Source organism: Paenibacillus profundus (genome assembly GCF_021369635.1).
GTDB lineage: Bacteria > Bacillota > Bacilli > Paenibacillales > Paenibacillaceae > Paenibacillus_B > Paenibacillus_B profundus.
Window position 1 is genome coordinate 320,868 of sequence record NZ_JAJNBZ010000003.1, and the last position, 23,600, is coordinate 344,467.

Annotated in this window: 24 protein-coding genes; 7 read left to right on the plus strand and 17 right to left on the minus strand. The window is 50.4% G+C overall.

The annotated features are described in order from the left end of the window. Positions 1-98: 98 nt before the first annotated feature. On the minus strand, positions 99-887 hold the full coding sequence (locus LQV63_RS06700; RefSeq protein WP_233696116.1) for an SDR family oxidoreductase: 789 nt from the start codon (positions 885-887) through the stop codon (positions 99-101). A 147-nt stretch (positions 888-1,034) separates the two neighbouring features. Here LQV63_RS06700 and LQV63_RS06705 point away from each other — a divergent pair, with 147 nt between their 5' ends. The 3 genes from LQV63_RS06705 to LQV63_RS06715 all read left to right on the plus strand — a co-directional run bounded on the left by LQV63_RS06705 (position 1,035) and on the right by LQV63_RS06715 (position 3,210). Then, complete coding sequence (locus tag LQV63_RS06705) at positions 1,035-1,679, plus strand: class I SAM-dependent methyltransferase (RefSeq protein ID WP_233696117.1); 645 nt, start codon at positions 1,035-1,037, stop codon at positions 1,677-1,679. 77 nt (positions 1,680-1,756) lie between these two features. Continuing rightward, on the plus strand, positions 1,757-2,491 hold the full coding sequence (locus LQV63_RS06710; protein ID WP_233696118.1) for a TraX family protein: 735 nt from the start codon (positions 1,757-1,759) through the stop codon (positions 2,489-2,491). Then, positions 2,491-3,210, plus strand: a complete 720-nt coding sequence (locus LQV63_RS06715) for a TraX family protein (protein WP_019423515.1) — start codon at positions 2,491-2,493, stop codon at positions 3,208-3,210. Before LQV63_RS06710 ends, LQV63_RS06715 begins: the two co-directional genes overlap by 1 nt. A 397-nt stretch (positions 3,211-3,607) precedes the next feature. Here LQV63_RS06715 and LQV63_RS06720 read toward each other — a convergent pair whose 3' ends face one another. The 4 genes from LQV63_RS06720 to LQV63_RS06735 all read right to left on the minus strand — a co-directional run bounded on the left by LQV63_RS06720 (position 3,608) and on the right by LQV63_RS06735 (position 7,063). Beyond that, on the minus strand, positions 3,608-4,324 hold the full coding sequence (locus LQV63_RS06720; protein ID WP_019423514.1) for a Crp/Fnr family transcriptional regulator: 717 nt from the start codon (positions 4,322-4,324) through the stop codon (positions 3,608-3,610). Between the two features lie 72 nt (positions 4,325-4,396). Beyond that, positions 4,397-4,561 carry a rubredoxin gene (gene rd / locus LQV63_RS06725; protein ID WP_019423513.1) on the minus strand — a complete coding sequence of 55 codons (165 nt, stop codon included), beginning with the start codon at positions 4,559-4,561 and terminating at the stop codon, positions 4,397-4,399. A 15-nt stretch (positions 4,562-4,576) separates the two neighbouring features. Then, on the minus strand, positions 4,577-5,797 hold the full coding sequence (locus tag LQV63_RS06730; protein WP_233696119.1) for an NAD(P)/FAD-dependent oxidoreductase: 1,221 nt from the start codon (positions 5,795-5,797) through the stop codon (positions 4,577-4,579). Positions 5,798-5,827: 30 nt separating this feature from the next. Continuing rightward, positions 5,828-7,063, minus strand: a complete 1,236-nt coding sequence (locus tag LQV63_RS06735) for an FprA family A-type flavoprotein (RefSeq protein ID WP_233696120.1) — start codon at positions 7,061-7,063, stop codon at positions 5,828-5,830. Between the two features lie 258 nt (positions 7,064-7,321). Between LQV63_RS06735 and LQV63_RS06740 the strand changes: the two genes are divergently transcribed. Beyond that, positions 7,322-7,663, plus strand: a complete 342-nt coding sequence (locus tag LQV63_RS06740; RefSeq protein ID WP_233696121.1) for a cupin domain-containing protein — start codon at positions 7,322-7,324, stop codon at positions 7,661-7,663. 138 nt (positions 7,664-7,801) lie between these two features. On the opposite strand, the gene LQV63_RS06745 is transcribed toward LQV63_RS06740, so the two are convergent. From LQV63_RS06745 to LQV63_RS06765, 5 genes are all read right to left on the minus strand, one after another. Next, a complete protein-coding gene (locus LQV63_RS06745) occupies positions 7,802-8,005 on the minus strand; it encodes a twin-arginine translocase TatA/TatE family subunit (protein ID WP_019423509.1) in 204 nt (67 codons plus the stop codon). A gap of 18 nt (positions 8,006-8,023) precedes the next feature. Continuing rightward, positions 8,024-8,755 (minus strand): twin-arginine translocase subunit TatC, encoded by a 732-nt coding sequence (tatC, locus tag LQV63_RS06750; RefSeq protein ID WP_233696213.1) that lies wholly within the window; start codon positions 8,753-8,755, stop codon positions 8,024-8,026. Positions 8,756-8,800: 45 nt separating this feature from the next. After that, positions 8,801-10,522, minus strand: a complete 1,722-nt coding sequence (locus LQV63_RS06755; protein WP_233696122.1) for a GMC family oxidoreductase — start codon at positions 10,520-10,522, stop codon at positions 8,801-8,803. Positions 10,523-10,542: 20 nt separating this feature from the next. Further along, on the minus strand, positions 10,543-11,313 hold the full coding sequence (locus LQV63_RS06760; protein WP_019423506.1) for a gluconate 2-dehydrogenase subunit 3 family protein: 771 nt from the start codon (positions 11,311-11,313) through the stop codon (positions 10,543-10,545). A gap of 144 nt (positions 11,314-11,457) precedes the next feature. Continuing rightward, the gene (locus tag LQV63_RS06765; RefSeq protein WP_019423505.1) at positions 11,458-11,829 is read right to left on the minus strand and encodes a c-type cytochrome; all 372 of its coding nucleotides are present in this window, start codon (positions 11,827-11,829) and stop codon (positions 11,458-11,460) included. Between the two features lie 201 nt (positions 11,830-12,030). On the opposite strand from LQV63_RS06765, the gene LQV63_RS06770 reads away from it, so the two are divergent. The 3 genes from LQV63_RS06770 to serS all read left to right on the plus strand — a co-directional run bounded on the left by LQV63_RS06770 (position 12,031) and on the right by serS (position 14,618). Continuing rightward, the gene (locus tag LQV63_RS06770; protein WP_019423504.1) at positions 12,031-12,507 is read left to right on the plus strand and encodes a glutathione peroxidase; all 477 of its coding nucleotides are present in this window, start codon (positions 12,031-12,033) and stop codon (positions 12,505-12,507) included. 23 nt (positions 12,508-12,530) lie between these two features. After that, complete coding sequence (locus LQV63_RS06775) at positions 12,531-13,016, plus strand: MarR family winged helix-turn-helix transcriptional regulator (RefSeq protein ID WP_233696123.1); 486 nt, start codon at positions 12,531-12,533, stop codon at positions 13,014-13,016. Between the two features lie 324 nt (positions 13,017-13,340). Further along, positions 13,341-14,618: a serine--tRNA ligase gene (serS, locus tag LQV63_RS06780; protein WP_233696124.1), complete on the plus strand. Its 1,278-nt coding sequence runs from the start codon at positions 13,341-13,343 to the stop codon at positions 14,616-14,618. Between the two features lie 508 nt (positions 14,619-15,126). Here the strand turns inward: serS and LQV63_RS06785 are convergent. The 7 genes from LQV63_RS06785 to LQV63_RS06815 all read right to left on the minus strand — a co-directional run bounded on the left by LQV63_RS06785 (position 15,127) and on the right by LQV63_RS06815 (position 23,535). Next, positions 15,127-15,633, minus strand: coding sequence for a VanZ family protein (locus LQV63_RS06785; RefSeq protein WP_233696125.1), 507 nt, complete (start codon positions 15,631-15,633; stop codon positions 15,127-15,129). Between the two features lie 17 nt (positions 15,634-15,650). Further along, on the minus strand, positions 15,651-16,613 hold the full coding sequence (locus tag LQV63_RS06790) for a copper amine oxidase N-terminal domain-containing protein (RefSeq protein ID WP_019423500.1): 963 nt from the start codon (positions 16,611-16,613) through the stop codon (positions 15,651-15,653). A gap of 191 nt (positions 16,614-16,804) precedes the next feature. Next, positions 16,805-17,215, minus strand: a complete 411-nt coding sequence (locus LQV63_RS06795) for a RidA family protein (RefSeq protein WP_019423499.1) — start codon at positions 17,213-17,215, stop codon at positions 16,805-16,807. 39 nt (positions 17,216-17,254) lie between these two features. Beyond that, positions 17,255-18,781, minus strand: coding sequence for a Na+/H+ antiporter NhaC (gene nhaC / locus LQV63_RS06800; RefSeq protein ID WP_019423498.1), 1,527 nt, complete (start codon positions 18,779-18,781; stop codon positions 17,255-17,257). 46 nt (positions 18,782-18,827) lie between these two features. Continuing rightward, positions 18,828-20,012 carry a MalY/PatB family protein gene (locus tag LQV63_RS06805; RefSeq protein ID WP_233696126.1) on the minus strand — a complete coding sequence of 395 codons (1,185 nt, stop codon included), beginning with the start codon at positions 20,010-20,012 and terminating at the stop codon, positions 18,828-18,830. A 37-nt stretch (positions 20,013-20,049) separates the two neighbouring features. Beyond that, the gene (locus LQV63_RS06810; RefSeq protein ID WP_019423496.1) at positions 20,050-20,733 is read right to left on the minus strand and encodes a helix-turn-helix transcriptional regulator; all 684 of its coding nucleotides are present in this window, start codon (positions 20,731-20,733) and stop codon (positions 20,050-20,052) included. 372 nt (positions 20,734-21,105) lie between these two features. Further along, positions 21,106-23,535, minus strand: a complete 2,430-nt coding sequence (locus LQV63_RS06815; protein ID WP_233696127.1) for a heavy metal translocating P-type ATPase — start codon at positions 23,533-23,535, stop codon at positions 21,106-21,108. Positions 23,536-23,600 lie beyond the last annotated feature (65 nt).

Below are 23,600 nucleotides of genomic sequence, written 5' to 3' on the forward strand. Positions count from 1 at the left end.
GCGGTCAACGGAACGGATGATTCCAACCTTCTAGCGATTACACAGAAAATAGGCCCGCTGCGCTTGGAGAAAGCTTGTGCGAACTGATATAACCGGTACTATAGCGATCGCACCGCTCCTCCATCCGCCAATAGAGCTTGTCCTGTCATATAGCTATTTGCCGGCGAGGCAAGGAAGGCGATCAGCCTGCCCATTTCCTCGGGCTCCCCGTATCGTCCGATCGGAATCCGAACTCGCTCCTCTTCCACGATTTGCTCCATGCTGACCTGCTTCGCGCGCGCCGCCAATTCATCTAATTGAAGCACGCGGTCTGTAGCGAATCGACCCGGCCCGACTGTATTGATCAATATGTTATCCTTCGCCAACTCAGGAGCCAATGTCTTCGCTAAACCTAATACACCGACACGCAGCGTAGAGGATATAACCAAATTCTCGATCGGTTGTTTGTGAGCGGATGACGTAATATTCACAATCCGGCCGAACTGCTGTTGCCGCATGTAGGGCAGAACAGCGCGGATCGAGCGCACGTAGCTGAGCAACGTCAATTCAAATCCATGCTGCCAGGCCGCATCATCCATGTCATCAAATGTACCCGGGGCCGGACCGCCGCAGTTGTTTACCAAAATATCTACGGTTCCGTAACGCTCAATCGTTGCTGCCGCGACCTTCTCGATATCTTGCGCTTTCGTAATATCAGCAACAGTAGAGAATGGTTTTGTCCCCGTTCGTTCCTCTATGCTGCGGACTGCTTCAGCTACAGTGTCCTCATGCCGGCCCACCAGCATAATTTGAGCTCCTTCCTCTGCCAATGCGGATGCTGCTGCTAATCCCAAGCCTTTAGAAGAAGCCAGTATGATAGCTGTTTTACCTTGCAATTGTAAATTCATTTTTCAACTCCCCTTTCTGTTCATCATTCCATTGAGACAAGTTACCAATAGTATACCAAATAAAACCACAATTTGATGGGAATGCCGGAGAATAGCTTCCCCGCATCGCGACACACTAAACGGTACGGGCTAAAGGAGGACATCCATTTGAAATCAGTCGATGCAAGCCGCCGTTCCAGCATGCTTGAATGGTGGGATAAGGCTCTCTTTTTTTATAAATTCATAAGATCTCCTCAACAGATCGGGAGCATCTTCCCCAGCTCAGAAGCATTGGCCTCGCAAATGACCAAGCCTGTCGATTGGCTTCTGGCTGAAGCTGTAGCCGAACTCGGTTCTGGGACAGGCGTCGTGACCAAGCATATCCGTGCAAAAAAGCAAGCGCATGCCGCAATGCTGCTATTCGAAAAAGACACAGATATGCGGCGTAAACTGTCCTATCAGTATCCAGATGTCTTCATCGGCGAAGACGCGCTTCTGCTCTATACTACAATGCAGCAGCAGGGATTAAGCCAATTGGATGCAGTGATTAGCGGGCTACCGTTCGCCATGTTTCCCTTCGCTGTCCGAGAATCGATACTCGACACCGTGGAGCAGTCGTTAAAGCCGAACGGCCTCTTCGTCACCTTCCAATACACGCTCCATATGCGCAAACGATTAGAAGAGCGCTTTACCATGGAGCATATTCAATTCGTACTGTGGAACCTGCCACCCGCTTTCGTCTATGTGTGCCGCAAAAAACCGATGGGCAGTATGTGTACCGGAATAATAAAAACCTCTTCCTTCTCTCGCTAACGGTGTCCCGTCCTCCTATGCTATGATTAGTCACGATGACGGGACATTCGTTGTTCCTTGGGAGGAGGTTCGCCTTCTTGCGTTTCAATGCTTATCAGCTCAAGTTGTTCGCGATGGCGCTTATGCTGCTGGACCATATCCACGCCTTCATTCCGGGCTCTCCCGATTGGTTTCACTGGCTCGGGCGAATCGCTGCGCCTATCTTTTTCTTTTTCCTCGTTGAAGGCTTCGTTTACACGCGGAGCCGGGAGAAGTACATGCTCCGCATGCTCATCTTTACAATCATCATGGCCGCAGGAAGCGATGCGCTTGTCCTTTTGCTGCCTGGCGGCAGCATCCCCAACAACATCTTTTTGTCGATGTTTGCGGCGCTCATGCTCATGACGACACTCGACTGGGTGCGTCAATCTCGCCAGTATGTGACAGGCTCCACGCTGAGCATCTTACTTAGCATAGTGATGGTGTTCTTTGTAGAATTCAGCTGGCTTGCGGTATCGATGACGCTTGTCTTTTATGTATTCCGTGGGCGAACAGCCGCTCTCGTTATTGGCTATGTCATCTCTTCTCTACTGCTAACGCTGGGGCCATACGCGCTTATGCCGGATGCGGCCACCAAGTGGACGTACGACGAACTGTTTATTCTGCACCCGCAGTGGATGATGATTGCCGCAGTCGTTCCGATTCTGCTTTATAACGGATCCCGGGGGAGCAGTTCGAAGCGAACGAAGTATATGTTTTACTTGTTTTATCCCATACATATCTGGTTATTGTATGTAGTCGGTTACATCGATTTTGACAGGGGGAGCCTCTGATGCGTTTGAACGGATTTCAATTGAAGCTCTTGGGGATGGCGCTTATGCTCCTCGACCATCTGAAGCAATTCATTCCCGGTATGCCGCTCTGGTTCGGTTGGCTGGGAAGAATTGTGGCGCCTATCTTTTTTTATTTCATCGTGGAAGGCTTTTTCCACACGCGTGACCGCAAAAAATACATGCTGCGTCTGGCGATATGGGCTGTTATCACCAAAGCAGGCAGCACACTGCTGCAATATGCCCTGCCTGGCGGCTCTCCGATTATGAACAACATCTTCCTGTCGCTTCTCTTGGCGCTCCTGCTGCTGACGGCGATTGAATGGACGAAGGCAACGGGCCGCATAGCGCTAGGCACGCTATATATCGTTCTGGCAATCATCGGCGGAACCTTTACCGAAGCTAGCATTCTCGGCGTCATGATGACATTCGTCTTCTATTTCTGCCGCGGGAATAAAGGCAACATGGCCCTTGCTTATGTCCTGTCCATGCTGTTCATTACGCTTGGTTTGGAGTTCAGCAGTCCGAATCCCATGTTCACATATGAGAATTTGTTCCTGATCAACTACCAATGGATGATGATTTTCGCGATTATCCCGATATTGCTGTACGACGGAAGCCGCGGCTATCACGCCCCATGGTCCAAGTACATGTTCTACGTATTCTATCCCGTTCACATTTGGCTGTTGTACACGTTCAGTTACCTCATTGCGAATCCTTAAATAGCGGGCGGTTGGAAAGGATAGCTCGGTATTCCTTTTGAATCGCTCTTCCTTCTCGTCAGGTTCTCTCTTTTGTTCGCTTAGCTCCACTCTCCCTTCTCATCAGAAACATTTTTAAAAGGTCTTGGCCATAAGCCACCCCTTGGATTAACAGCGTTCATTTCTTATGAAAAGGTATTATTGATTTGATGAGTTGCAGCTCCTTTTCTGAACAAAGGGGAGAATGAGGCTAAGCACTGGAATACAGTCTTATGTAGCTAGATTAGAAATAAATTCCACACCATATATGCTGACAAGTCATTACGATTTCACAAATGTGCATAATGCGCACAAAAAAAAAGCCGCAGACGCGCGGCTTTTTGGTCATACCCCTGTCAAGTAGACAGATGAAAAAAGCTTAATCTATATATTCGTTTAGCTTTTGCATATTTCGTATCGTAATTTCCCGTGTGCCTTTGATTTCAATAATACCCAGTCGTTCAAACTTGCTGAATTTGCGGCTGATGGTTTCCCGCGTGACTCCGACATAGTTGGCCATTTCTTCGCGTGAAAGAGGGAGTTCAACCTTTATCCGTCCCTGCGCTCCCTGCGCCGGTTTTCCATATTTATTCCCGAGTTCCAAGATCATATAGGCAATACGTATTTCAGGGTCCTTTGTAGCCAAGCTTTGGGCCAGGTTTTCCGTGTGCGCCAATCTTTTCGTAACCGTTTTGAGCAGCTTCAACGAAATATCCGGGTTGCTTCGGACAAGATGCTCCATATCATCTTTGGTAAACATGCAAATGTCGGTTTTTTTCAGCGCATATGCGCTAAAATTACTCAATTCATCACTGTTGAAGATATTCAACTCGCCAAAAAAATCTCCATTGGACAGGATATGCAAGATTTGCTCTTTTCCTTGAGGCGTCATTTTCAGCAGTTTGACATGGCCTTGCTTAATAATGAACAATGTGTCCGAAGGTTGTTCCTCCAGAATCAGCGCTTCGCCTTTCTCATACTTTCTGTGTCTAATCATCGCGCTGACTTTGGCCAAATCCTCATCAGAAAGAGAGGCGAAAATGGGTACTTTGCGGGTGCATGGCTCCTCGGCGTATTGGCAGGAATTTTCTGTCATCGTATCCACTCCATTCACTCTATCTGCTCCATGTACAGTCCGAAAGCATGACCGCACAACGTTTCATTGCTGTTAGCCTTCAATAGGCGCAAATTGGCTCTTGTCTTCGCCGCAAACCGGACAAACCCAATCCTCGGGAAGATCCTCAAAAGCTGTACCGGGTAAAATATCTTCATCAGGGTCACCAATGCTCGGATCGTAAATATACCCGCAAGGCTGACATATATATTTTTTCATAGTTTTCTCTCCTTGTCATTGCAATCTTCTCGTGACTTCGTTCATTACTTCCTCTACGTCGCAGATTTCAAAGTCTATTCCATCGAGATTAAGGCTTTGTTCAATAGCGGCTTTATACGGTAAGGAAGCGGCAACGCTTTCGAATGCAATAGCTCCGCAAAGGGAGCTGTTTTTCATAAAAATCCGTTTATAGCGCTCTTGAGCCGAGTCAGTTATGCTGTTGTCGCATTGCTGTTCTTCCACCAGGCCGATGGAGAATAAGGGGGTGTTAAAAGTGTTGGACAAGGTCATTGGAACCGGCCGTTGGTAAACCGCTTTGTGGTTGGCCATATTGGCCCCGGCCACTTTCCCCTGCTCTATGGCACATCCCCACAGACCGTCCACCTTGCCCTGGAATTCGGCGCAGTCCCCCGCGGCATAAATATGAATGTTGTTTGTTTGCATTTGATCGTTTACGATAATGCCCGTCCCGACTTCCAGATCTGCCTCGCGGGCAAGCGCAATGTTCGGAATCACTCCGATTGAATAGACGACATGCTCACAGGCAAGAGTCGAGCCGTCTTCAAGCTCTATACCTTCTGCGCGGCTTGTGCCAATAATGCGTTTTACACCTTGTCCAAGTCTCACCTCTGCTCCGAATTCAACAGCTTTCTTCATCAACATCGCCGAGGATTGGGCATCCAGCTGCCGGGGCATAAGCCGCGATCCAGCCTCAATAATAGTGACGGGATATCCGGACTGGATAAGCGACCAGGCGGTTTCCAATCCTTGAATGCCGCCCCCGATGACACAGATCCGATCCCCAATCCGCAAGGCGTTCTTGAACTTGTCCGCATCACGCCTGTCCCGAATGTTATGCACGTTTGATAGAGAAGCGCCTTGCAGACTCAGCTTGCGATTTGTGGCTCCTGTACACAGAAGAAGTTTATGATACGCAATCGTCTGGCCGTCAACGGTCATAACCGCTTTTTTTTCCGTATCAATGGAAGCGATCCGGGTACTGTCATGTACTGTAATTCTATTTTCGCGGAACCATTTTTCTTTCTTGATCAATACTTTTTCACTGTGTAAATCTGTAAACAAGCCTTTCGAAAGCTTTACCCTGTTGTACGGAAGGGCCGACTCCTCCCCAAAAATGGATATTTGCGCTTCGCCATCATGATCTCTGATTGCTTTGGCTGCATTTACGGAGGCAACTCCGCTGCCAACAATAACATAATGGTTGTTCTCGGCCATACTTATCTTCCTTTCTATAGCCTGATCTCGTTAAACCGCGCTAAGCAGCAGGTCTGAGATGAATTCGGCAGCATTTCTGATTTTTTTGATTTTTTCTTCTTCCTTTGGTGAGAAGCGCACACGCACAGGGAACTCTACATGCGTCATTCCGGTTGACTTGATTACGTTAGAGGTGCTTTGCACGGTCATGTTCGTCTTATTCAAATAATCCTGAACGACTTCAATGGCTTCGCCGCTCCAACCGTAAGAGCCGAAGGCTGCTGCAAGCTTCCCTTCCAGGTCCATCTTCTGCATCTTCTGCAAAAGGGTCTCCAATTTACCGGTCATATCCGCATATTTAGTCGAGCTGCCGATAAAGACGGCGTCCGCAGCCCCGATGCTGCTTAATATCTCAGTCTCGTCAGCCTTGTCCACGTCCCACAGATCCACGCTGATATTGTTTTCCACAAAACAATCCCTCAGGATATGGGCCTTTTTTTTGGTGTTATTTTTAAGCGTTGCATATACAATCGTTACTTTCTTGTTGTCCTTTGTTTCGGTGCTGAACTCATCATACAAGCTGATGTACTTGGCAATGTCACGCCGTAGTATAAAGCCATGGGAAGGGGCAATGATGTCGATCTCCAAATCCCGGATGGCTTCCATCAGTGTCCGTACATATCTTCTGTGCGGATGGATAATTGCTTGGTAATATCCGGTAAAATCCTCGGTGATATCATATCCCGCTTCATCTGCAAACAAATGCTCCACGGCTACATGGGTGCTGAAAATGTCGCATGGAAACAATGTTTTATCCTCTATACAGTAAGTAATCATTGTTTCTTCCGTATGCAGATAAGGAGTTTCTTTGAAGAGAAGCGTCTTGCCTCCAATATCAAGCTGATCGCCATCTTTGACCACAAGATAATTGCGGTGCTGAAGCTTGTACATTTGTTGAATTTCCGGTACAGCGATTTCCGTGCAGACAATCGTGGCATTGGTTGCTTTGGAAGCCAGCGCCGCCAGACCGCCTGAGTGATCGGGTTCGGTATGGTTAATGACAATATATTGGATATCCAGCGGATCTATCATTTCGGCTATTTTTTCAGCGTACTCTCTTCCGAACTCCATATCTACCGTATCAATCACCGTTGGTTTGCCAGTTTTGAGCAAATACGAATTATAGGTTGTACCTTTTGTTAACGTAAGACGATGAAAGGGAACCTCGCGACTATCAATCTTTCCCACCCAGTAAATATCTTTGGACAGCTTACATTCCGTTAGCATTAGAATAACCTCCTGCGGATCATTTGTAACGACACCCAGATTCTATGCCTATTTGCCGAAAAGAAAGAGGATTGAAATCAAATTTCCGAAAATAACAAAATGGTTCCTAAGCCGGGCTGTGACTAATTGCGGCTTATGTGACTGGAATCACAAACTGTAAGCAGAAGTCCAATATAATAGAAATTAATTCAATCATTCAGCAGTTAAGAACAGGCGAACAGGAAAATAAATAACAACCTAACAGGAGAGTGATATCTAATGCAAAAGAGTAACCTTGCCCGGTTTCAAGAATATCAGGAGAACAAATTTACGAAACGCATTATTCACAAGGAAGCGGAAAATGTTATTTTCATTTTGAATTTTAGTCCGGGAGCCGAGCTGCCGACACATAATCATCCGGGCGCCAACGTATATATTCTGGTTCTTGACGGGAAGGGGACCGTAACCAGCAATGGGGCGGAAACAGCAGTAGTCGAAGGAGATATCATGCATATCACTGGAGATGAGAGTTTCTCTTATCGCAACGGGGCAGATACCATCTCCAGCCTTTATGTGGTCCTGACGAAAACGCCGAACGAGCGTTATGCCCAAAATATCTGACAATTGCTAAAAAGAGGTCAGCCAGAAATCTCTGGTTGACCTCTTAATACGAAAATCCCCTCCAAGCTTTCTTGCGCCTTATGATGGCACAAGGTATTTTTGAATGTCTACTTCAAGGGGATAATACCATTTACAGAGTTAAATGAGCTTTTTCAGATCTTCGATGTTCTCTTTGTCCGCTTCATCCTTCACGTCATCCACCATACCTCTTGTCGAGTTGCGGAATTCGCGCAGCGTATCCCCGAATGCGCGGCCAAGTTGAGGCAGCTTCGCTGGCCCGAATATGACCAGGGCGATGAGCAGAATAATAATCAAACCCGAGACGCCAATATTGTTGAACATGTGAACTTCCTCCATTCGTTAACTGTTGGTAGGCAAAGCCGTCAGCCTGCGATAGTACAAGCTCGAAATGACGACGCTGCATTCAAACAAGATGATTAACGGCACGACTACTGATAAATGCGACACGAAATCCGGTGGGGAAATGCATGAGCCGATGATGGCCAATCCCAAATAGGCATGCTTCCTTATGCTTCTTAGCTTCTCCGGGGTCAACAGCCCGAGCCGGGTCAGAAACAGGATGACGATCGGCATCTCGAACGCGACGCCAAGCGGGAACACGACATTGAACATAAACGAAAAGTACCGGTCGATCCCATACGTTTCCATCGCGCCGATGCTCTGGTTCATTTTCATCAGAAACTGAAGCATCATCGGAAATACGACGAAATAGCTGAATGAAATGCCGATGAAGAATAGAAGAAACGAAGCCGGCACATAAGCCAAGGTCACCCGCGCCTCCTCGTCCGTCAGACCGGGCCGCACAAAAGCCCAAATCTGATAAAACAGTACTGGCAGCGAAATTAGTACTGAAAACAAAAACGCGCATTTCATATAAATGAACAACCCGTCGGTAAAGGAGAATACGTTCCATTCGATTCGGACGAGAAGCGGCCGCGATTTTAACAGCAGCAAAATGTGTGGAGACAAATATAACCCTGCGCAGAGCGCTAGCACGAACCAAATGAAGAACAAAATCAATCGCTTCCGGAGCTCGGTAAGATGAACGATTAACTCTTCCTGGCTGTTCATCATGTCACTCTCCTGTCGTCATATGCATTCAGGGGAGAAGAACCTCTATACCAAAGGCCCTCCCTCTTTCACATACTTCAAAACACCTTCAGCCGCTCGGTAAGCGAGCGCCCCCACGGTCCCCGTCGGATTGTAGCCGCTATTGTGGGCAAAGGCCGAGGCCCCGACGACGAACACGTTATCGGCATCCCACATCTGCAAGTAGTTGTTGATCGCTGATGTAGCCTTGTCCGCTCCCATAATGACTCCGCCCGTATTGTGCGTCGATTGGTACGGCACGATATTGTAGGCGGCCAGCTGGCTGCTCGATCCGATGGTGGTTGGTTTCATTTCCTGCATAATTTGCTTTGTTTTCTCCGACATAAATTTCACAAGCTCACGGTCCTGATCCTCGAAATCATACGTAATCCGCACGAGGGGGATACCGTAGGCGTCCTTATAGGTAGGGTCCAAATCCACATAGTGGTGTCTCCATGGCATACTGGCGCCCTGCGGAGCTATCGTCAGCACCCGGTTCGCATACTTGATGGACGCTTGTTTAAATTCCTTGCCCCATGTCGGCGTACCCTTCGGTACGGAATTGTTCGCTATCGGGCGCAATCCGGTTTGGGACAAGCGTATGCCGGCACCGTGAATGAAGTTGAGATCGGCATGATCGAAGTTGTCCCCGTTGAAATCGTCGATTTCGCTGCCCAGCGCGCCCGCGCCCGCATATAAATTGAACTCCTTATCGTCGTAGAAACCAACAGCGCTTCCGCCTTGCACTTGGTAGGCATAGTTTTTGCCGATAATCCCCGTTCCGTCTGCAGGGTTGTATGGCTTGCCCAGCTTGGAATGAAGCAGTAATCTGATGTTATTGAACACATAGCTGGCCAAAATGACAACGTCGGCCGGCTGTTCGAATTCTTCCCGTGTCATCGGGTTGATATAGATGACGCCCGTCGCTTTGCTGCCGTTATGCAGCAATCTCGTGACGTTAGCATAGGTTCGGATCTCAAGGTTGCCCGTCTTCTCGGCCACCGGTATAACGGTAACGACCGGATCTGCCTTCGCGCCGTACTCGCAACCGAAGCGTTCGCAAAACGCGCAATATTGGCAGGCCGCCCGCGCGATGCCATCCGGATTCGTATAATTCGCGGACAAGTTCGCGGATGGCATCATATAGGGATGGAACCCGAGCTTTTTGGAAGCATCCTCGAACAGTGTAATGGCCGGTGTTTTCTTCATCGCCGGTGTCGGGAACGGATTCGACCGTTTGCCTACCATTGGATTTTGCTCCGGTTCGCCAGAGATACCCGCCATTTTTTCGTACTTGTCGAAGTACGGCTCCAATTCGTTGTATGTAATTCCCCAATCCTGAATGGTCATGCCTGCCGGAATCTTATTTTTCCCGTACCGTTCCACCGTCTTGGAATATATCTCAAAATCATAGGGCAGAAAGCGGAACGATTGGCCATTCCAGTGGATGCCTGCGCCGCCCAATCCTTCGCTGAGCAGGAACGATCCGTGAGTGCGCATCGGGAGGGCACGCACCTTCTCTGTATTCCGAAATGTAACGGTTTCCTTGGACAGGTCCTGCATTAAGTCATAACGCTGTGCATAGCGCACCTCGTCATGGACCATATAGTAGTCCGAGGTCTGCCTGCTCTTGCCCCGCTCGAGGCCGACGACTTTTATGCCTGCTTTCGTAAGCTCAGCGGCGATGATGCCACCAGCCCAACCCATACCGACAATAACGACAGGTACTCTAGGTAGTTTCGTAGCCATACGCAGTCCGTTCCCCTTACTTAATGAGTCATATGTTCGTGCAAGCTTTTCGGTTCGATCTTGACGAAATCCGGCTTATCGATAATGTTCAGGTAGCTCATCTGATTGCCCGGGTAGTTCCGCATCTTCCAGCCCAACATATTTTTGTTGCCGCCATACAATGGATCGGAATAAGCGCCTTCCAGCGTCAAGGAGCGCAGCATTTTGAAGAAGGAAGCGGTCGTATCGCCGTTCGACAAGATCACATCCTTACCGGCCTCGAACGATTTCAGCACTTCATCCTTTTCGTTGTCCGCCAGTTCGGTGAACGGCTTATTGTATTTTTTCATACTGAAGCCCTTCAATGCATCGAGCCCCATCGAGAACAATTCGTGCCGCTTAATGCTCGGATACTCACCTTGCGTCATTTCCCCTTTGAAAAACGGACCCATCATATAATCCCGCGCATTAATGCCCCATTGGTTCGCCAGCTGATGGTCGATATAATAGGCAGCACCAAGTTCAATCGCTCCAGGCCCGAGCTCGTCCTTAGGGAAAATCCGCTCGACAGCCGCTTCCGTAATGCGGAACTGCTCCTGATTGAAATACATGAGCGCCTGATTGAAATCCGCTGCTGGAGGCTGCTCCTCCGGAGTTGCCGCAGGTGGCTGTTCCTTCGGCTTAGTGAGCGAATTGTTGAGAACCGCCCCTACGACCCCGCCGACGACGACACCCCCAAGCGCTGCACCTGACACTTTCAAGAAATTGCGCCGGGAGCCGCTTCGAGGCTGGTTTTCTTTATGTTCTGGCACAGTACTCCTCCTCGTCTTGCATCCAATTCTTCTCTTTCATGTTGGTAAACTTACTATTTCCGCCATATCGGAAACTATGCACAAAAAAGGCAGAGCTCCTGCCCCGCCTCATGCTTGCACTATAGCTGCTATGAATCGATCTTGTTACTTCTTAGCCGCCAGCCAATCTGTGAGCGCCTTGATTTCATCTTCGCTCAGCACGCCCTTAAATGCCGTCATCCCATTGCCGCCGTTGTGAATGATGTTCGAAATTTCTTCCGGCGTTCTTTTAGCCCCTACTTTCTGTAAATTCGGTCCGACCTGTCCGCTGAGATCAGATGCATGACAAGCAAGACAGTTCTGCTTATATACAGCTTCAACATCAACATTAGTTGTAGTTTGGCCCGGGGTCTGCCCTTGCGTTTGACCTTGATTCTCCTTTTGGGACTGTTCTTTATCTGTATTGGTCTTTGAACCGCATGCGGTTAGTCCAAGGACAAGAACGACTGCCAGCAGCATCATTGTAACTTTCTTCATCACTTTACACCTCTAATCATCCTAGGAATAGCGTTAGGTTATCCGAAAGACTTACCGTTCATTCTCGGTCAGAGGCGGGAACTAGTCAATTAAATTGTGCACAATTTAATTGACTGAAATTAAAATTGATGGTATAAATAATAATAGAATTAAGCGATTGCAAATATCATTGAGTATGTGAATGCAAAGGAGCGAACAATGATGACAACGGTTTATGATTTCTCAGTCAAGACGCCAAGCGGTGACATGAAATCTTTGCGAGACTATGAAGGTCAGGTCATTCTGGTCGTCAATACGGCAAGCAAATGCGGCTTTACGCCCCAATTCACAGAGCTGCAGCAATTGTATGATAAGTATAAAGAGCGTGGCTTGGTCATCCTCGGATTTCCGTGCGATCAATTCAACAAGCAGGAGTTTGACGACATCGGTGAAACAATGGAATTTTGCCAATTGAACTATGGTGTCAACTTCCCGATGTTTGCCAAGGTGGACGTGAAAGGGCCGGAAGCGGAGCCGCTCTTTACACATTTGATTTCGGAGAAAAAAGGACTGCTCGGCAGCGACGTCAAATGGAACTTCACCAAGTTCCTCGTGGACCGATCCGGTCAGGTCGTGAAACGCTGCGCGCCGCAGACGAATCCTGCCAAAATGGAAGACGAAATTACGGCCTTGCTGTAAGGTGTAACGAGGAGTTGCTTACGATGTCAACACAGTCTGAAGCTCACGAAGCGAACGATAACGATAGCTTGCTAAAGCTGGATAATCAGTTATGCTTCGCCGTTTATGCCGCATCGCGGGAGATGACGAAGCTGTACCGTCCGCTGCTGGAGCGGCTGGACATTACGTATCCGCAATATTTGACGCTGCTGGCGTTGTGGGAGCGGGATGGAATGACGGTCAAGTCATTGGGCGCCCGGTTGTATCTCGATTCCGGCACATTAACGCCGATGCTGAAGCGCATGGAGCAGCAAGGGTTGCTAGAGCGGATGCGCGATCCAGAGGACGAGCGCAAAGTCATTATTACGCTCACGGATAAAGGCTGGGCCATGAAGGACGAGGCAAAGTGCATCCCTCAGCAATTGGCTGGGCAGGTATGCAAGCTGACCGACGCTCCCGATAAACTGCTGCAGGACCTTCATTCTCTCCTGGCACTGCTGCGGCAAGCGAATGCGGAAGTTCATGAATAAAACGTTGACTTCCGGGAAGGATGTCATATAATTAAAGTTGTTTAAAGGTCAAATTGCAACCACTCATTATATGTACAATCAGATATAGTCATTAAGCCGATGATGAGCATCCAACTCAGAGGCGTTCTCGTTAAGGCATCGGCATTCCGATGCTCCTAAGCTAACCGGCACCGCCCGTTACCGCGGAACCAAGAGGATCCATCGCGCATATGCGCCGTGGATCAAGTTGGGTGGCACCGCGAGCTTGCGCTCCTCGTCCCAATCGGATGAGGGGCGCTTTCTGTTTATTTTCGGTTATGCGAACGGTGAAGGAGACGATGAACGATGTTGGACATGAAATGGATACGAATGAATGCGGAACAGGTACAGAGGGCGGCCCAGCTAAAGGGCATGGCTTTCGATGTGCAGGAGCTCCTATCATGGGATGCGAAGCGAAGAGACTTGCTGCAAATTACGGAAGCGATGCGTCAGGAACGCAACACCGCTTCGGGGCAGGTCGCTGTGCATATGCGCGCAGGGGACAAGGAGCCAGCCGAGCGGTTAAAGGAGCAGGTCCGCCGGCTGAACGAAGAGCTTGGCCGGTCAGAGCAGGAATTGGAGGAGGCCGAACGGCAATACCGCCGGCTCCTGCTGCTGGTGCCCAATCTTCCTTCGGATGATTCGCCCGTCGGCCTTACTGATGCGGACAATGTCGAAGTACGGCGATTCGGAGAACCCCGCACGTTCGACTTCCCTCTGCTCGACCATGTGGAATTAGGTGAACGGCTCGACCTGTTCGATATCCCGCGTGGCGTGAAGGTGGGCGGCGCACGGAGCTATTATTTGAAAAATGCTGGGCTCCTGCTGCATCGCGCCGTGCAGCAATTCGCGATCGACATGCTGATGGATCGCGGCTTCACCATTATGGATGTGCCGTTGATGGCGCGCCGGGATGCCCTCATCGGCACGGGCTTCTTCCCGCTCGGCGAGGACCAATGCTACGCCATTCCTGAGGAGCAGCTATGGCTTGTAGGCACCTCGGAGGTGAGCCTCGTCTCCTATTATGGCGACGAGATCGTCGATATGAGTGAGCCGATCCGGCTCGCCGGCGTGTCGGCCTGCTTCCGCCGCGAGGTCGGTTCGGCAGGACGGGACGTGCGCGGCTTGTACCGCGTGCATCAATTCGCCAAGGTGGAGCAGGTCATTCTCGCCCCGAACGATGCTGCGGTGTCTAACCGCCTGCTGGAAGAGATGGTCGGCCATGCCGAAAGCATCCTGCAGGCGCTGGAGCTTCCTTATCGCGTCGTGGCTGTCTGCACCGGCGACATGTCGCAGAAGACGTTCAAGCAGTACGACATCGAGACATGGATGCCTAGCCGCGAGGCTTATGGCGAGACCCACTCGGCGTCGAACCTGCATGACTTCCAAGCACGGCGCATGAACATCCGCTACCGCGACGCGGAGGGCCAGCTGCAGTATTGCCATACCTTGAACAATACGGCGGTCGCCACGCCGCGCATCCTCATTCCGCTGCTTGAGAACCATCAGCAGGCGGATGGCTCGATCCGCATTCCCGAGGCGCTTCGCCCTTACATGCGCGGCATGGCAGAGATTCGGCTGTAGCCGCTATATGCAATAACAACATGCGGATGCCCGCTATCCTGTCTTCATTTGCCATGGATAGCGGACATCCGCTTTAGCTTTTTATTCCGGTTGAGTGGCCTTCATATAACGTTCGGTACGTCCATTCCTTAGCGATTTTGTCATCTTCCAAGGCAAGGATAGGATGTTCGCAGCATCTATTGGAAAATGTACAGTAAAATGTAGGAAGGATGCGGCTAAACGTCATTTGGACTGTATTTAGTCCAGTGGATTCGGCTGTTTTTCAGTGATTGCTGCGGAATGAATGTCAAAACATTGGATAAATTCCAATGGAACCCGCCATTAAGAAATTTACGTGCTGTTTCATTGTACGTTATCCAATCTAGGATGAGAGAAGAGAGAGCCGGCCTTCCCCTTCTGCCTTATAGGTGCGCAGATTCAGGTTCACATATCGTTCTTTCGTGTCTTGTTTTCGAACGCTGGCATCTATAGACGGCAGTCCGTGTACACCAGTGGCTGCTGCCGTCTATCAGTATCGCGAACGCCTTTTACGCCTGCCGAGCGCGCCTGCCAGAACGAAGCCGAAGATGACGAGCAGGATGCCAATGCTGTCAACGCCGACATCGATGGCGTGTCCGGTCCGACCGGGGACGAAGCTCTGATGCCATTCGTCGGACATCGCATAGAGCAAGGTGAACAGCGCCCCGAGCACAATGCCCCCTGCTCGCTGCAGACGCAGCGCCAGAGCTAATTTTATCGACAAAAAAGCGAGCAGCGCGTACTCCGCGACATGTGCCGTCTTGCGAATGAAAAATTCCACAAAATCATACGGCTTCGTCCACGTGACAAGACCGCCGTCATAATAGAACTCCATCTGCGGAATCCAACGCTCCACCAAGTCCATCGGCAGCCATGACGCCAGCGTAGGCCGGAGATCCTGGTGTGTGTAGGGCTCCGACGATTTGTAGAAAATAAACGCCATCCAAAGCAGCGTCAACACGAACCACCATATGGCCCGCTTATTGCGTAAATTCATTACTTACAGGACCTCCCTTATGCCTTGTTATCTATCTGTTCGCCATCCGTCCGTTTCTCGCCCGGTATCGCTGTAATCGCATCCGCGTGAGAGCGCAGTGATTTTGTCACTTCGAACTTGCCCAACTGCGTAGTGCTGCCATCCCCGCCGATCTTGCCGTAGGTTACTGCATCCTGGACCGGGAACGAATGGCTGAAGTAGACCGCCCTGTCTTCTTGCTCCGGCTTCTTGCCGAACTCTTCGATAAATTTATCGGAGTTGCTGCCCATACGTCCTTGCCATATCACTTCGGCCAAGCCATCGCTATTAATAACGACATAGCTCATAATGTCTTTGACGCTGTAATAATAGCGCAGCGCCTCCCCTTCAGGAAACTGAATGCTTACCGCAAATCCTTCAGCACGCGGCAGCAGCTCCCGATTCGGATATACGGTTGGTAAACGAAGCACTTCCTTGCGCGCATCCTCCAAGCTTCCGGTTCGAATAACCTCATCCCGCTTCACCCGCTCGGGCGTGCGGATGACGGCTGTCTTCTTCGCTTCGTTCCACACCACTTTGCCTCCCAATGCTTCACTAATGAAGCGCAGCGGCACATACGTATGCCCATCGATAATGCGTACCGGCGCGTCCAGATTCACTTGTTTCCCGTTCACCGAAGCGTGCGCTTCGTCAGCCACCAGCTTTACTGTCTTCGTTTTGTCAGCGGGATACACCCAGACCGTCTTGTTCTTCGCATCCCAATTGTACGTAATATCCTGCTTGTCTTTTTTGTCCTGCTTATCAAAGTAGCTATAATCGTCGAATGCAAAAAGAGGAACCATAATATAGTTGTTTTCCCATTTCCATTCCGATATATCGTACCCGTTCAAATACACCTTCACGTCGCTCTTCGACGAGGCCGCTTGCGCTGATTGTGCCGCTGTTCCGACGAATCCGAACCATAAGGACAGACAGAGTGCGGCGACTAACCATTTTCTCATTTCACTTCTGCTCCTCTCTTAGTGGATGTACATTTGACTTGAGCGCTTCTTTTTCTTCTTTAATGCTTCTCTCTTCTATAGACCGAACCCTTCTTGCAAATGTTGCAAATTTCGACGCATTCCGTTCGATACATAAAAAACATCCCCCGCAGCGATAATTATCGCCCGAGGGATGCTCTATAGGTCTGACGTTATGGGATGACAGCAATCACTTCAATCTCAACAAGCCCGTCCTTCGGCAGACGCGCTACTTCTACGGCGCTTCGTGCTGGATACGGCTCGGTGAAGTATGAGGCATATACTCCATTCACCTTCTGAAAATCATTCATATTCTTCAAGAACACCGTCGTCTTGATGACATGTTCCATACCGGAACCCGCCGCTTCCACAATAGCCTTCACGTTGTTAAGCGAAAGCGCCGTCTGCTCCTCCACGGTCGGTGGAAACGCTCCTGTCGAAGCATCCATGCCCAACTGGCCGGAAGTAAACAGCAGCTGTCCGTACCGGACCGCTTGAGAGTAAGGGCCGATCGCTCCCGGTGCAAGCGTTGTGTTAATCTGGTGTGTTGCGGGATGTTCCGCGGGGATTGCAGCTTCATGCATTTCAACCAACTCCTTCTTGAATTTGTGGCGTTGCGGCTGTTACAAAGATACCGTCTTGCCTGCTCCGCCAGAGACCGACGAATTGTGAGATTGCTCTTCGTCAGATTGGTACTCCTTCAACATCTCCGCCTGCTGTTCTGGCGTCAGCTTGGCAATACCGAAGCCAGTGAAGCCCCAGATCGTCGCGAAGATGATGCCTGTCCAGCATAGGACCGCCCATGGCAAATAGTCGAGCGTCGCTACGCCTAGCGTGCCAGCCATGTAAGCCCCGGCCGCAGTCCACGGCAGAATCGGTTCGGTTATCGCAGCGGAATCCTCTACGGTACGTCCGAGGTTCTTCGGATGCAAGCCGCGGCGGATATACGCCTCGCGCAGCATTTCCCCTGGCATCAGGATAGAGACTTGGCCGTTGCTCGTTACCCCAATCATCGTCAATCCGGTGATGATGGTCGCTACAATCAGCGACCCTGTGGAATGAACCAGCTTCAGCAGCTTGTTGACGATTAATTCGAGTGACTTCGTTACAGAAATCGCTCCGGCGAACGATATCGCACAGAAGCAGATGAGCAGCGTTCCCATCATGGAATTCATGCCGCCGCGGTTCAGCAAACGCGGAATATCGGCGATAACCGCGGAAGCATCGAAGCCAGGAAGGGTAACCATTGAGATATTAAATCCGTTCACAACGGATGCCACCACATCGTGCAGCGAAAATCCTTGAAATATCATTCCGTTCGCCATCGCGAACATGGACGAGATGAGCATAACCGGAATCGTCGGCTTTTTCCCTATTGAACCATATAAAATAATGAGCACAGGGACGACGAGCAGCAAATTCCAGTCGTATATCGTGTCGAGCGTGCTCATAATCGTGCCGACCTTCTCCGGAATTTCCACACCTTCCGCATTCGTGTTCAGACCGGTAATGACATACACAATTCCTGCAACGACGAAGGAAGGAAGCGTCGTATAGAGCAAATGACCGATATGCTCATACAGATTCACGCCAGTGGACAGCGCAGCAATGTTCGTCGTATCGGATAGCGGAGACAGCTTGTCCCCGAAGTAAGCACCGGCGACGACCGCACCGGCGACTGCGGCCAGATTGGCGTCCATTCCAGCTCCTACTCCCATGAACGCCACGCCAATCGTTCCCGCCGAGCCCCATGAGGTGCCTGTACATACGGACACGACCGAAGTGACCAGGAAGGCTGTCACGAGCAGGAACTGGGGATCGATGATTTTCAAACCGTAATAAATCATCATCGGGATCGTACCGCCAATCATCCATGCGCCGATCATAAGTCCGACCGTAATCAAAATAAGCATGGCCGGCATCGTCTTGGCAATTTTGTGCGAGATCGAATCCAACACATCATTGTAGCTGTATCCAAGCTTGATTGCGATGATGCCTGCAACCACCGCTGAAATAATAATGAGCGGCTCCGGCGGAAGCTCGAACAACACATACCCTAAGCTAAGCAGAATAACCATCGTGATCACTGGAAGTAAAGCTAAAAATAACGTCGGCTGCCGTTTCAAACTTCCCGTCTGTTGTTTAGCCATGTGAGTACTCCCCCTGGGATGTAATAGATGTTAGAATCTGTCTTGCTTACACTTTGCGAAGCGGATACGTTCGTTTCATACGGTTCAGTGCTTCGGCAAGCAAGGCGCGCGGGGTGGCGACATTCAAGCGGATAAATCCTTCCCCGCCCGGACCGAAGGAAGTACCCCAGCTTACGTTGACTCGGGCCTCTTGCTCGAGCCAGCGCTTCATTTCCTCTTCCTTAGCGCTTAGCGCTGTACAATCCACCCACAGAAGATAAGTTCCTTCTGGCTTGTCGATGATCAGCTCTGGAAAATGCTCGGCGAAGAACGATCTCGCAAACGCGATATTATCGTCAATGTAACCCCTTACAGAAATGAGCCAGTCGTCACATTCAGTGTAGGCCACCTCCAATGCCGGTATGGCAAAGAAGGTTGGATTGTGAATTCCCGCCTGCTGCAAGCTCATCTTGAAGTGATCTCGCAATCGTTCATTCGGAATGATGATGTTCGCAATTTCAAGACTGGCCAGATTGAACGTCTTCCCCGGAGAGGTGCAGATGATCGAGCGCTGTGCAACCTCCTCCGACAGCTTGGCGATAATCGTATGCTCATGCCCTTCGTGGATGAAGTCAGCGTGAATATCGTCGGACACGATGAGCGCATCGTAGCGGCAGCACAGCTCCGCAATACGCTCCAGCTCTTCACGAGTCCACACCCGTCCGATTGGATTATGGGGAGAACATAACAGCACAAGCTTGACCCCTTCCCGCATCCGCTGTTCCATGTCCTCGAAGTCGATGACATACTTCCCTTGCTCGCGGAGGAGCGGGCTTTCCACCAGCAGGCGCTCATTTAACGTAACCGTTTTCGCAATCGGTTGATATGCAGGCGTATGGATTAAGATCCGGTCGCCCTTCTCTGTGAACTGCTGCACGACGAGAGATACCGCCTGTACGATGCGCGGGCAAAAGACGATCCACTCCTCGGGCACGCTCCAGCCGTAAGCGCTATCAACCCATCGCTGAACGGCCTGATAATATGGCGCGAACGGATCGGTATATCCGTAAATGCCGTGCTGTGCCATCTCCGCCATTTTGTCAATTACCGCTTGCGGTGTACGCAAGTCCATATCAGCAACCGACAGGGCAAGCATGTCCTTGCCCATCGTCTCCGCCATTCCATCCCATTTGGCGCAATTCGTGCCGAAGCGGCTGACGATTTCATCAAAAATTGCTGGATTCACAGCCATTACCGCCACCTTCCTTTCGTTTCATCTCGTGGTGTATTTATTTTAACTTCTGCAAATACCGATAGACGGTAGGTTCGGAAATGGACAGCGCCTTAGCTACTTGGGACACGCCACCCTTCATCAGGAACACTCCCAGCTCATTCAATTCCTTCACGATATCCATTTTCTCCTTGGAAGACAGACGTTCCGGCGGCACGCTCACTTTCCCCAACACCGACGTAATCATGTCATGAAGCAGGTCATCGACGTTGCCTTGCAAATATTCCGCCGCCGGATTTTCCTCTGGGGCATTCAGCTCCGCAGGCGCAGAGAGAGAGCCTCCAAGAAGCACATGCTGAATCCATTCCGCCGCCACATCCAGATGAGAGATGTCGATGTTCAAGCACATCAGTCCGACGAGCTCTTCCCCATCATTTTTAATGAAATAGGTAGACGAGCGGAACGCTTGGCCATGGGAACCCCGCGCTTTGTAGTTCGTGATGAACTGCTGTTCCCTATAGGCCCCGCCCTTCAACAACTTCAATACAAGGTCGGTGGATCCGTCTCCCACTTTGCGGCCGCTGATGTGGCCGTTCTCTATAAAAATGATGGAATGCTCCGGGTCGCTAATATCATGCACGACCACTTCACATTTCGGACCGATAATCGAAGCGATAAATGAGGCCATAGGGAAGTAAGATTGCAATAGAACCCGATTGGGGTGTGCCGCAAGTTGTTCCATAAGAGCCCTCCTTCCTGTATGTAACCAATTAAAAGATAATGTTTAATAATGACTATATAAGTCGAACTACAAGGGGATACGGTAACTAGATGCATTTCTTATAATAAATTATTATCTTGATAATATATTATTATCTTTATAAAACGTTTTCAATAGTTATTTTTGGAAATTGTGAAAAAAAGAAAAAGCCCCGTAACGGCAGCGGCACATTACGAGACTTCGTAAGACTTGGCATAACTTTATAGGGACACTTTGTATGTTCCATACTTCCTCTTGAAGCTTATTTATCGTCATCCGGTCGCAACATCCGACATGAACAATTGCGCGAGAGAGGCTTTTAATCCCTTTCGGTTCGCCCCCGATAACGACGTATTACAGCTTCACCCGCTGCAGCCGCAGTGCATTCAGCACGACAGATACCGAGCTGAGCGCCATGGCCGTGCCCGCAATCCATGGAGCCAGCAGTCCAAGCGCGGCAATCGGAATGCCGATTGAATTGTAGGCAAGCGCCCAAAATAAGTTCTGACGAATGTTGCTCATCGTCTTGCGGCTCATGTAAATCGCATCAGGGATGCTGTTCAGGTCGCCGCGCATCAGCGTCACATCAGCCGCTTCCATTGCGACGTCGGTTCCGGTGCCGATGGCCATCCCGATATCCGCCATCGCCAGCGCCGGCGCGTCGTTGATGCCATCGCCGACCATCGCTACTTTCTTGCCTTGCGCCTGCAGCTTCTTCACTTCCGCCGCTTTGCCTTCCGGCAGCACTTCAGCCAACACATGCTCGATGCCAGCCTGAGACGCGATTGCCTGGGCTGTGCGTTCGTTGTCCCCGGTAATCATGATGACTTCGATCCCCATTTGCTTCAGACGCGCAACTGCTGTTTTCGAAGTGTCCTTAATCGTATCGGCGACGGCAACGATGCCCGCGTATTGTCGATCGACCGCAATTAGCATGGCCGTCTTGCCGTCTTGCTCCAGTCGGGACATGCGTTCGAACGCATGCTGCGCTTGTACATCGTATCTGCCCATCAGCTTGCGTGTACCGGCAAGAACTTCTTTGCCTTCCACGACAGCGCGTATCCCGTACCCTGGCATTGCTTCAAATTCATCCGTTGCCGTCAATGCAATCCCTTTGTTCACTATCCCGCTCACGATCGCCTCCGCCAGCGGATGCTCCGAATCTTTCTCGGCAGAACCGACCAAGCGCAGGAACGCGGCTTCATCGATGCCCTCAGCAACAACATCTGTCAGTTCCGGCTTGCCTTTCGTAATTGTACCGGTCTTATCAAGTATAATTGCTTCAATTTTGTGCGTAGATTCGAGATGCTCTCCGCCCTTGAACAGAATGCCCCACTCGGCAGCGCGACCCGAACCGGCCATAATTGAAGTCGGCGTAGCCAGGCCGAGAGCACATGGACATGCGATAACCAGTACGGCAATCGCGATTTCAAGCGCACCTGCGAAGTTGCCGGGAGCTACCGCGAAATACCATACAAAGAAAGAGATGAGCGCAATACCGACCACAATCGGAACGAAGATGCCGGAAATAACGTCGGCGACCCGCTGAATCGGGGCTTTCGAGCCTTGCGCTTCTTCCACGACTTTGATGATTTGCGCCAAGGCAGTTTCCCTCCCGACCTTGGTCGCGCGAATTTTCAATCTGCCGTTTTTATTAATCGTCGCACCGATGACTTGGTCCCCGGCATTTTTATCGACAGGAATACTTTCTCCCGTCAACATCGATTCATCGACAGAAGATGTTCCTTCCAGCACTTCTCCATCCACTGGAATCTTTTCGCCCGGCTTCACCAGCACGACATCTCCGGCAAGGACCTCCTCCACCGGAATGGTCAGCTCCTGTCCGTCGCGGACGACCAGAGCCGTCTTGGCCTGCAATCCCATCAGCTTCTTAATCGCTTCAGAGGTGCGGCCTTTGGCAAGCGATTCGAACAGTTTGCCGAGGATGACAAGAGTAATGAGCACGGCACTAGTCTCGTAATACATTTCCGGACCATGGTGTCCGTTAGCGCCTTGCACAGCCCATTGAATGGTCAGATAGAGGCTGTAGAAGTAAGCCGCCGAAGTCCCCAGCGCAACCAACACGTCCATGTTGGCGCTCTTGTTGCTGAGCGCCTTGTACGCTCCGACATAGAATTGCTTCCCGATATAGAATTGGACCGGTGTGGACAACGCCAGTTGGAACCACGGATTCATGAACAATTCAGGCAGCCATATCCATGACGTGAAGGAAAAGTGGCTGACCATCGACCATAGAAGCGGGAATGATAGAATCGCAGATGCAATCAGCTTGCGCTTCTGGCGCGTCACTTCCTGCTTGCGGTGCTCCGCTGGCTCTCCCTGATCCTGCTTCGGCACTGCCGTATAGCCAAGCTTCTCTACCCGCTGCTGCATATCTTGAACCGACAAGTCCGCTGGATTGTATTCCACACGAGCCGTTTCCATTGTAAAGTTAACTGTGGCTGAAGCAACGCCAGGGATCTTGTTGAGCGTCTTCTCGATTCGAGTTGCGCAAGCCGCACACGTCATGCCGCCAAGCTGCAAATCGACCGTATCCTTCACGGTATCATAACCAAGCTTCTGAATCGCTTCTTCCATTCGTCCAGCATCAGTCTTGCCTGGATCATACGTGACCGTCGCCCGTTCCATGGCAAAATTCACATTCGCTTCCGCAACGCCCTCGATTTTATTTAACCCTTTCTCGATCCGATTTGCGCAAGCTGCACAGGTCATGCCTGAAATTTGTAAAGAGGTTTGCTTTGTTCCCTTACCAGTTGCGTCCATAAAATAACACCTCACCTGCTTCTTAGCCTCGCGTTCGTTCTGAAAAGAAAGCCGCCCTTGCGTCG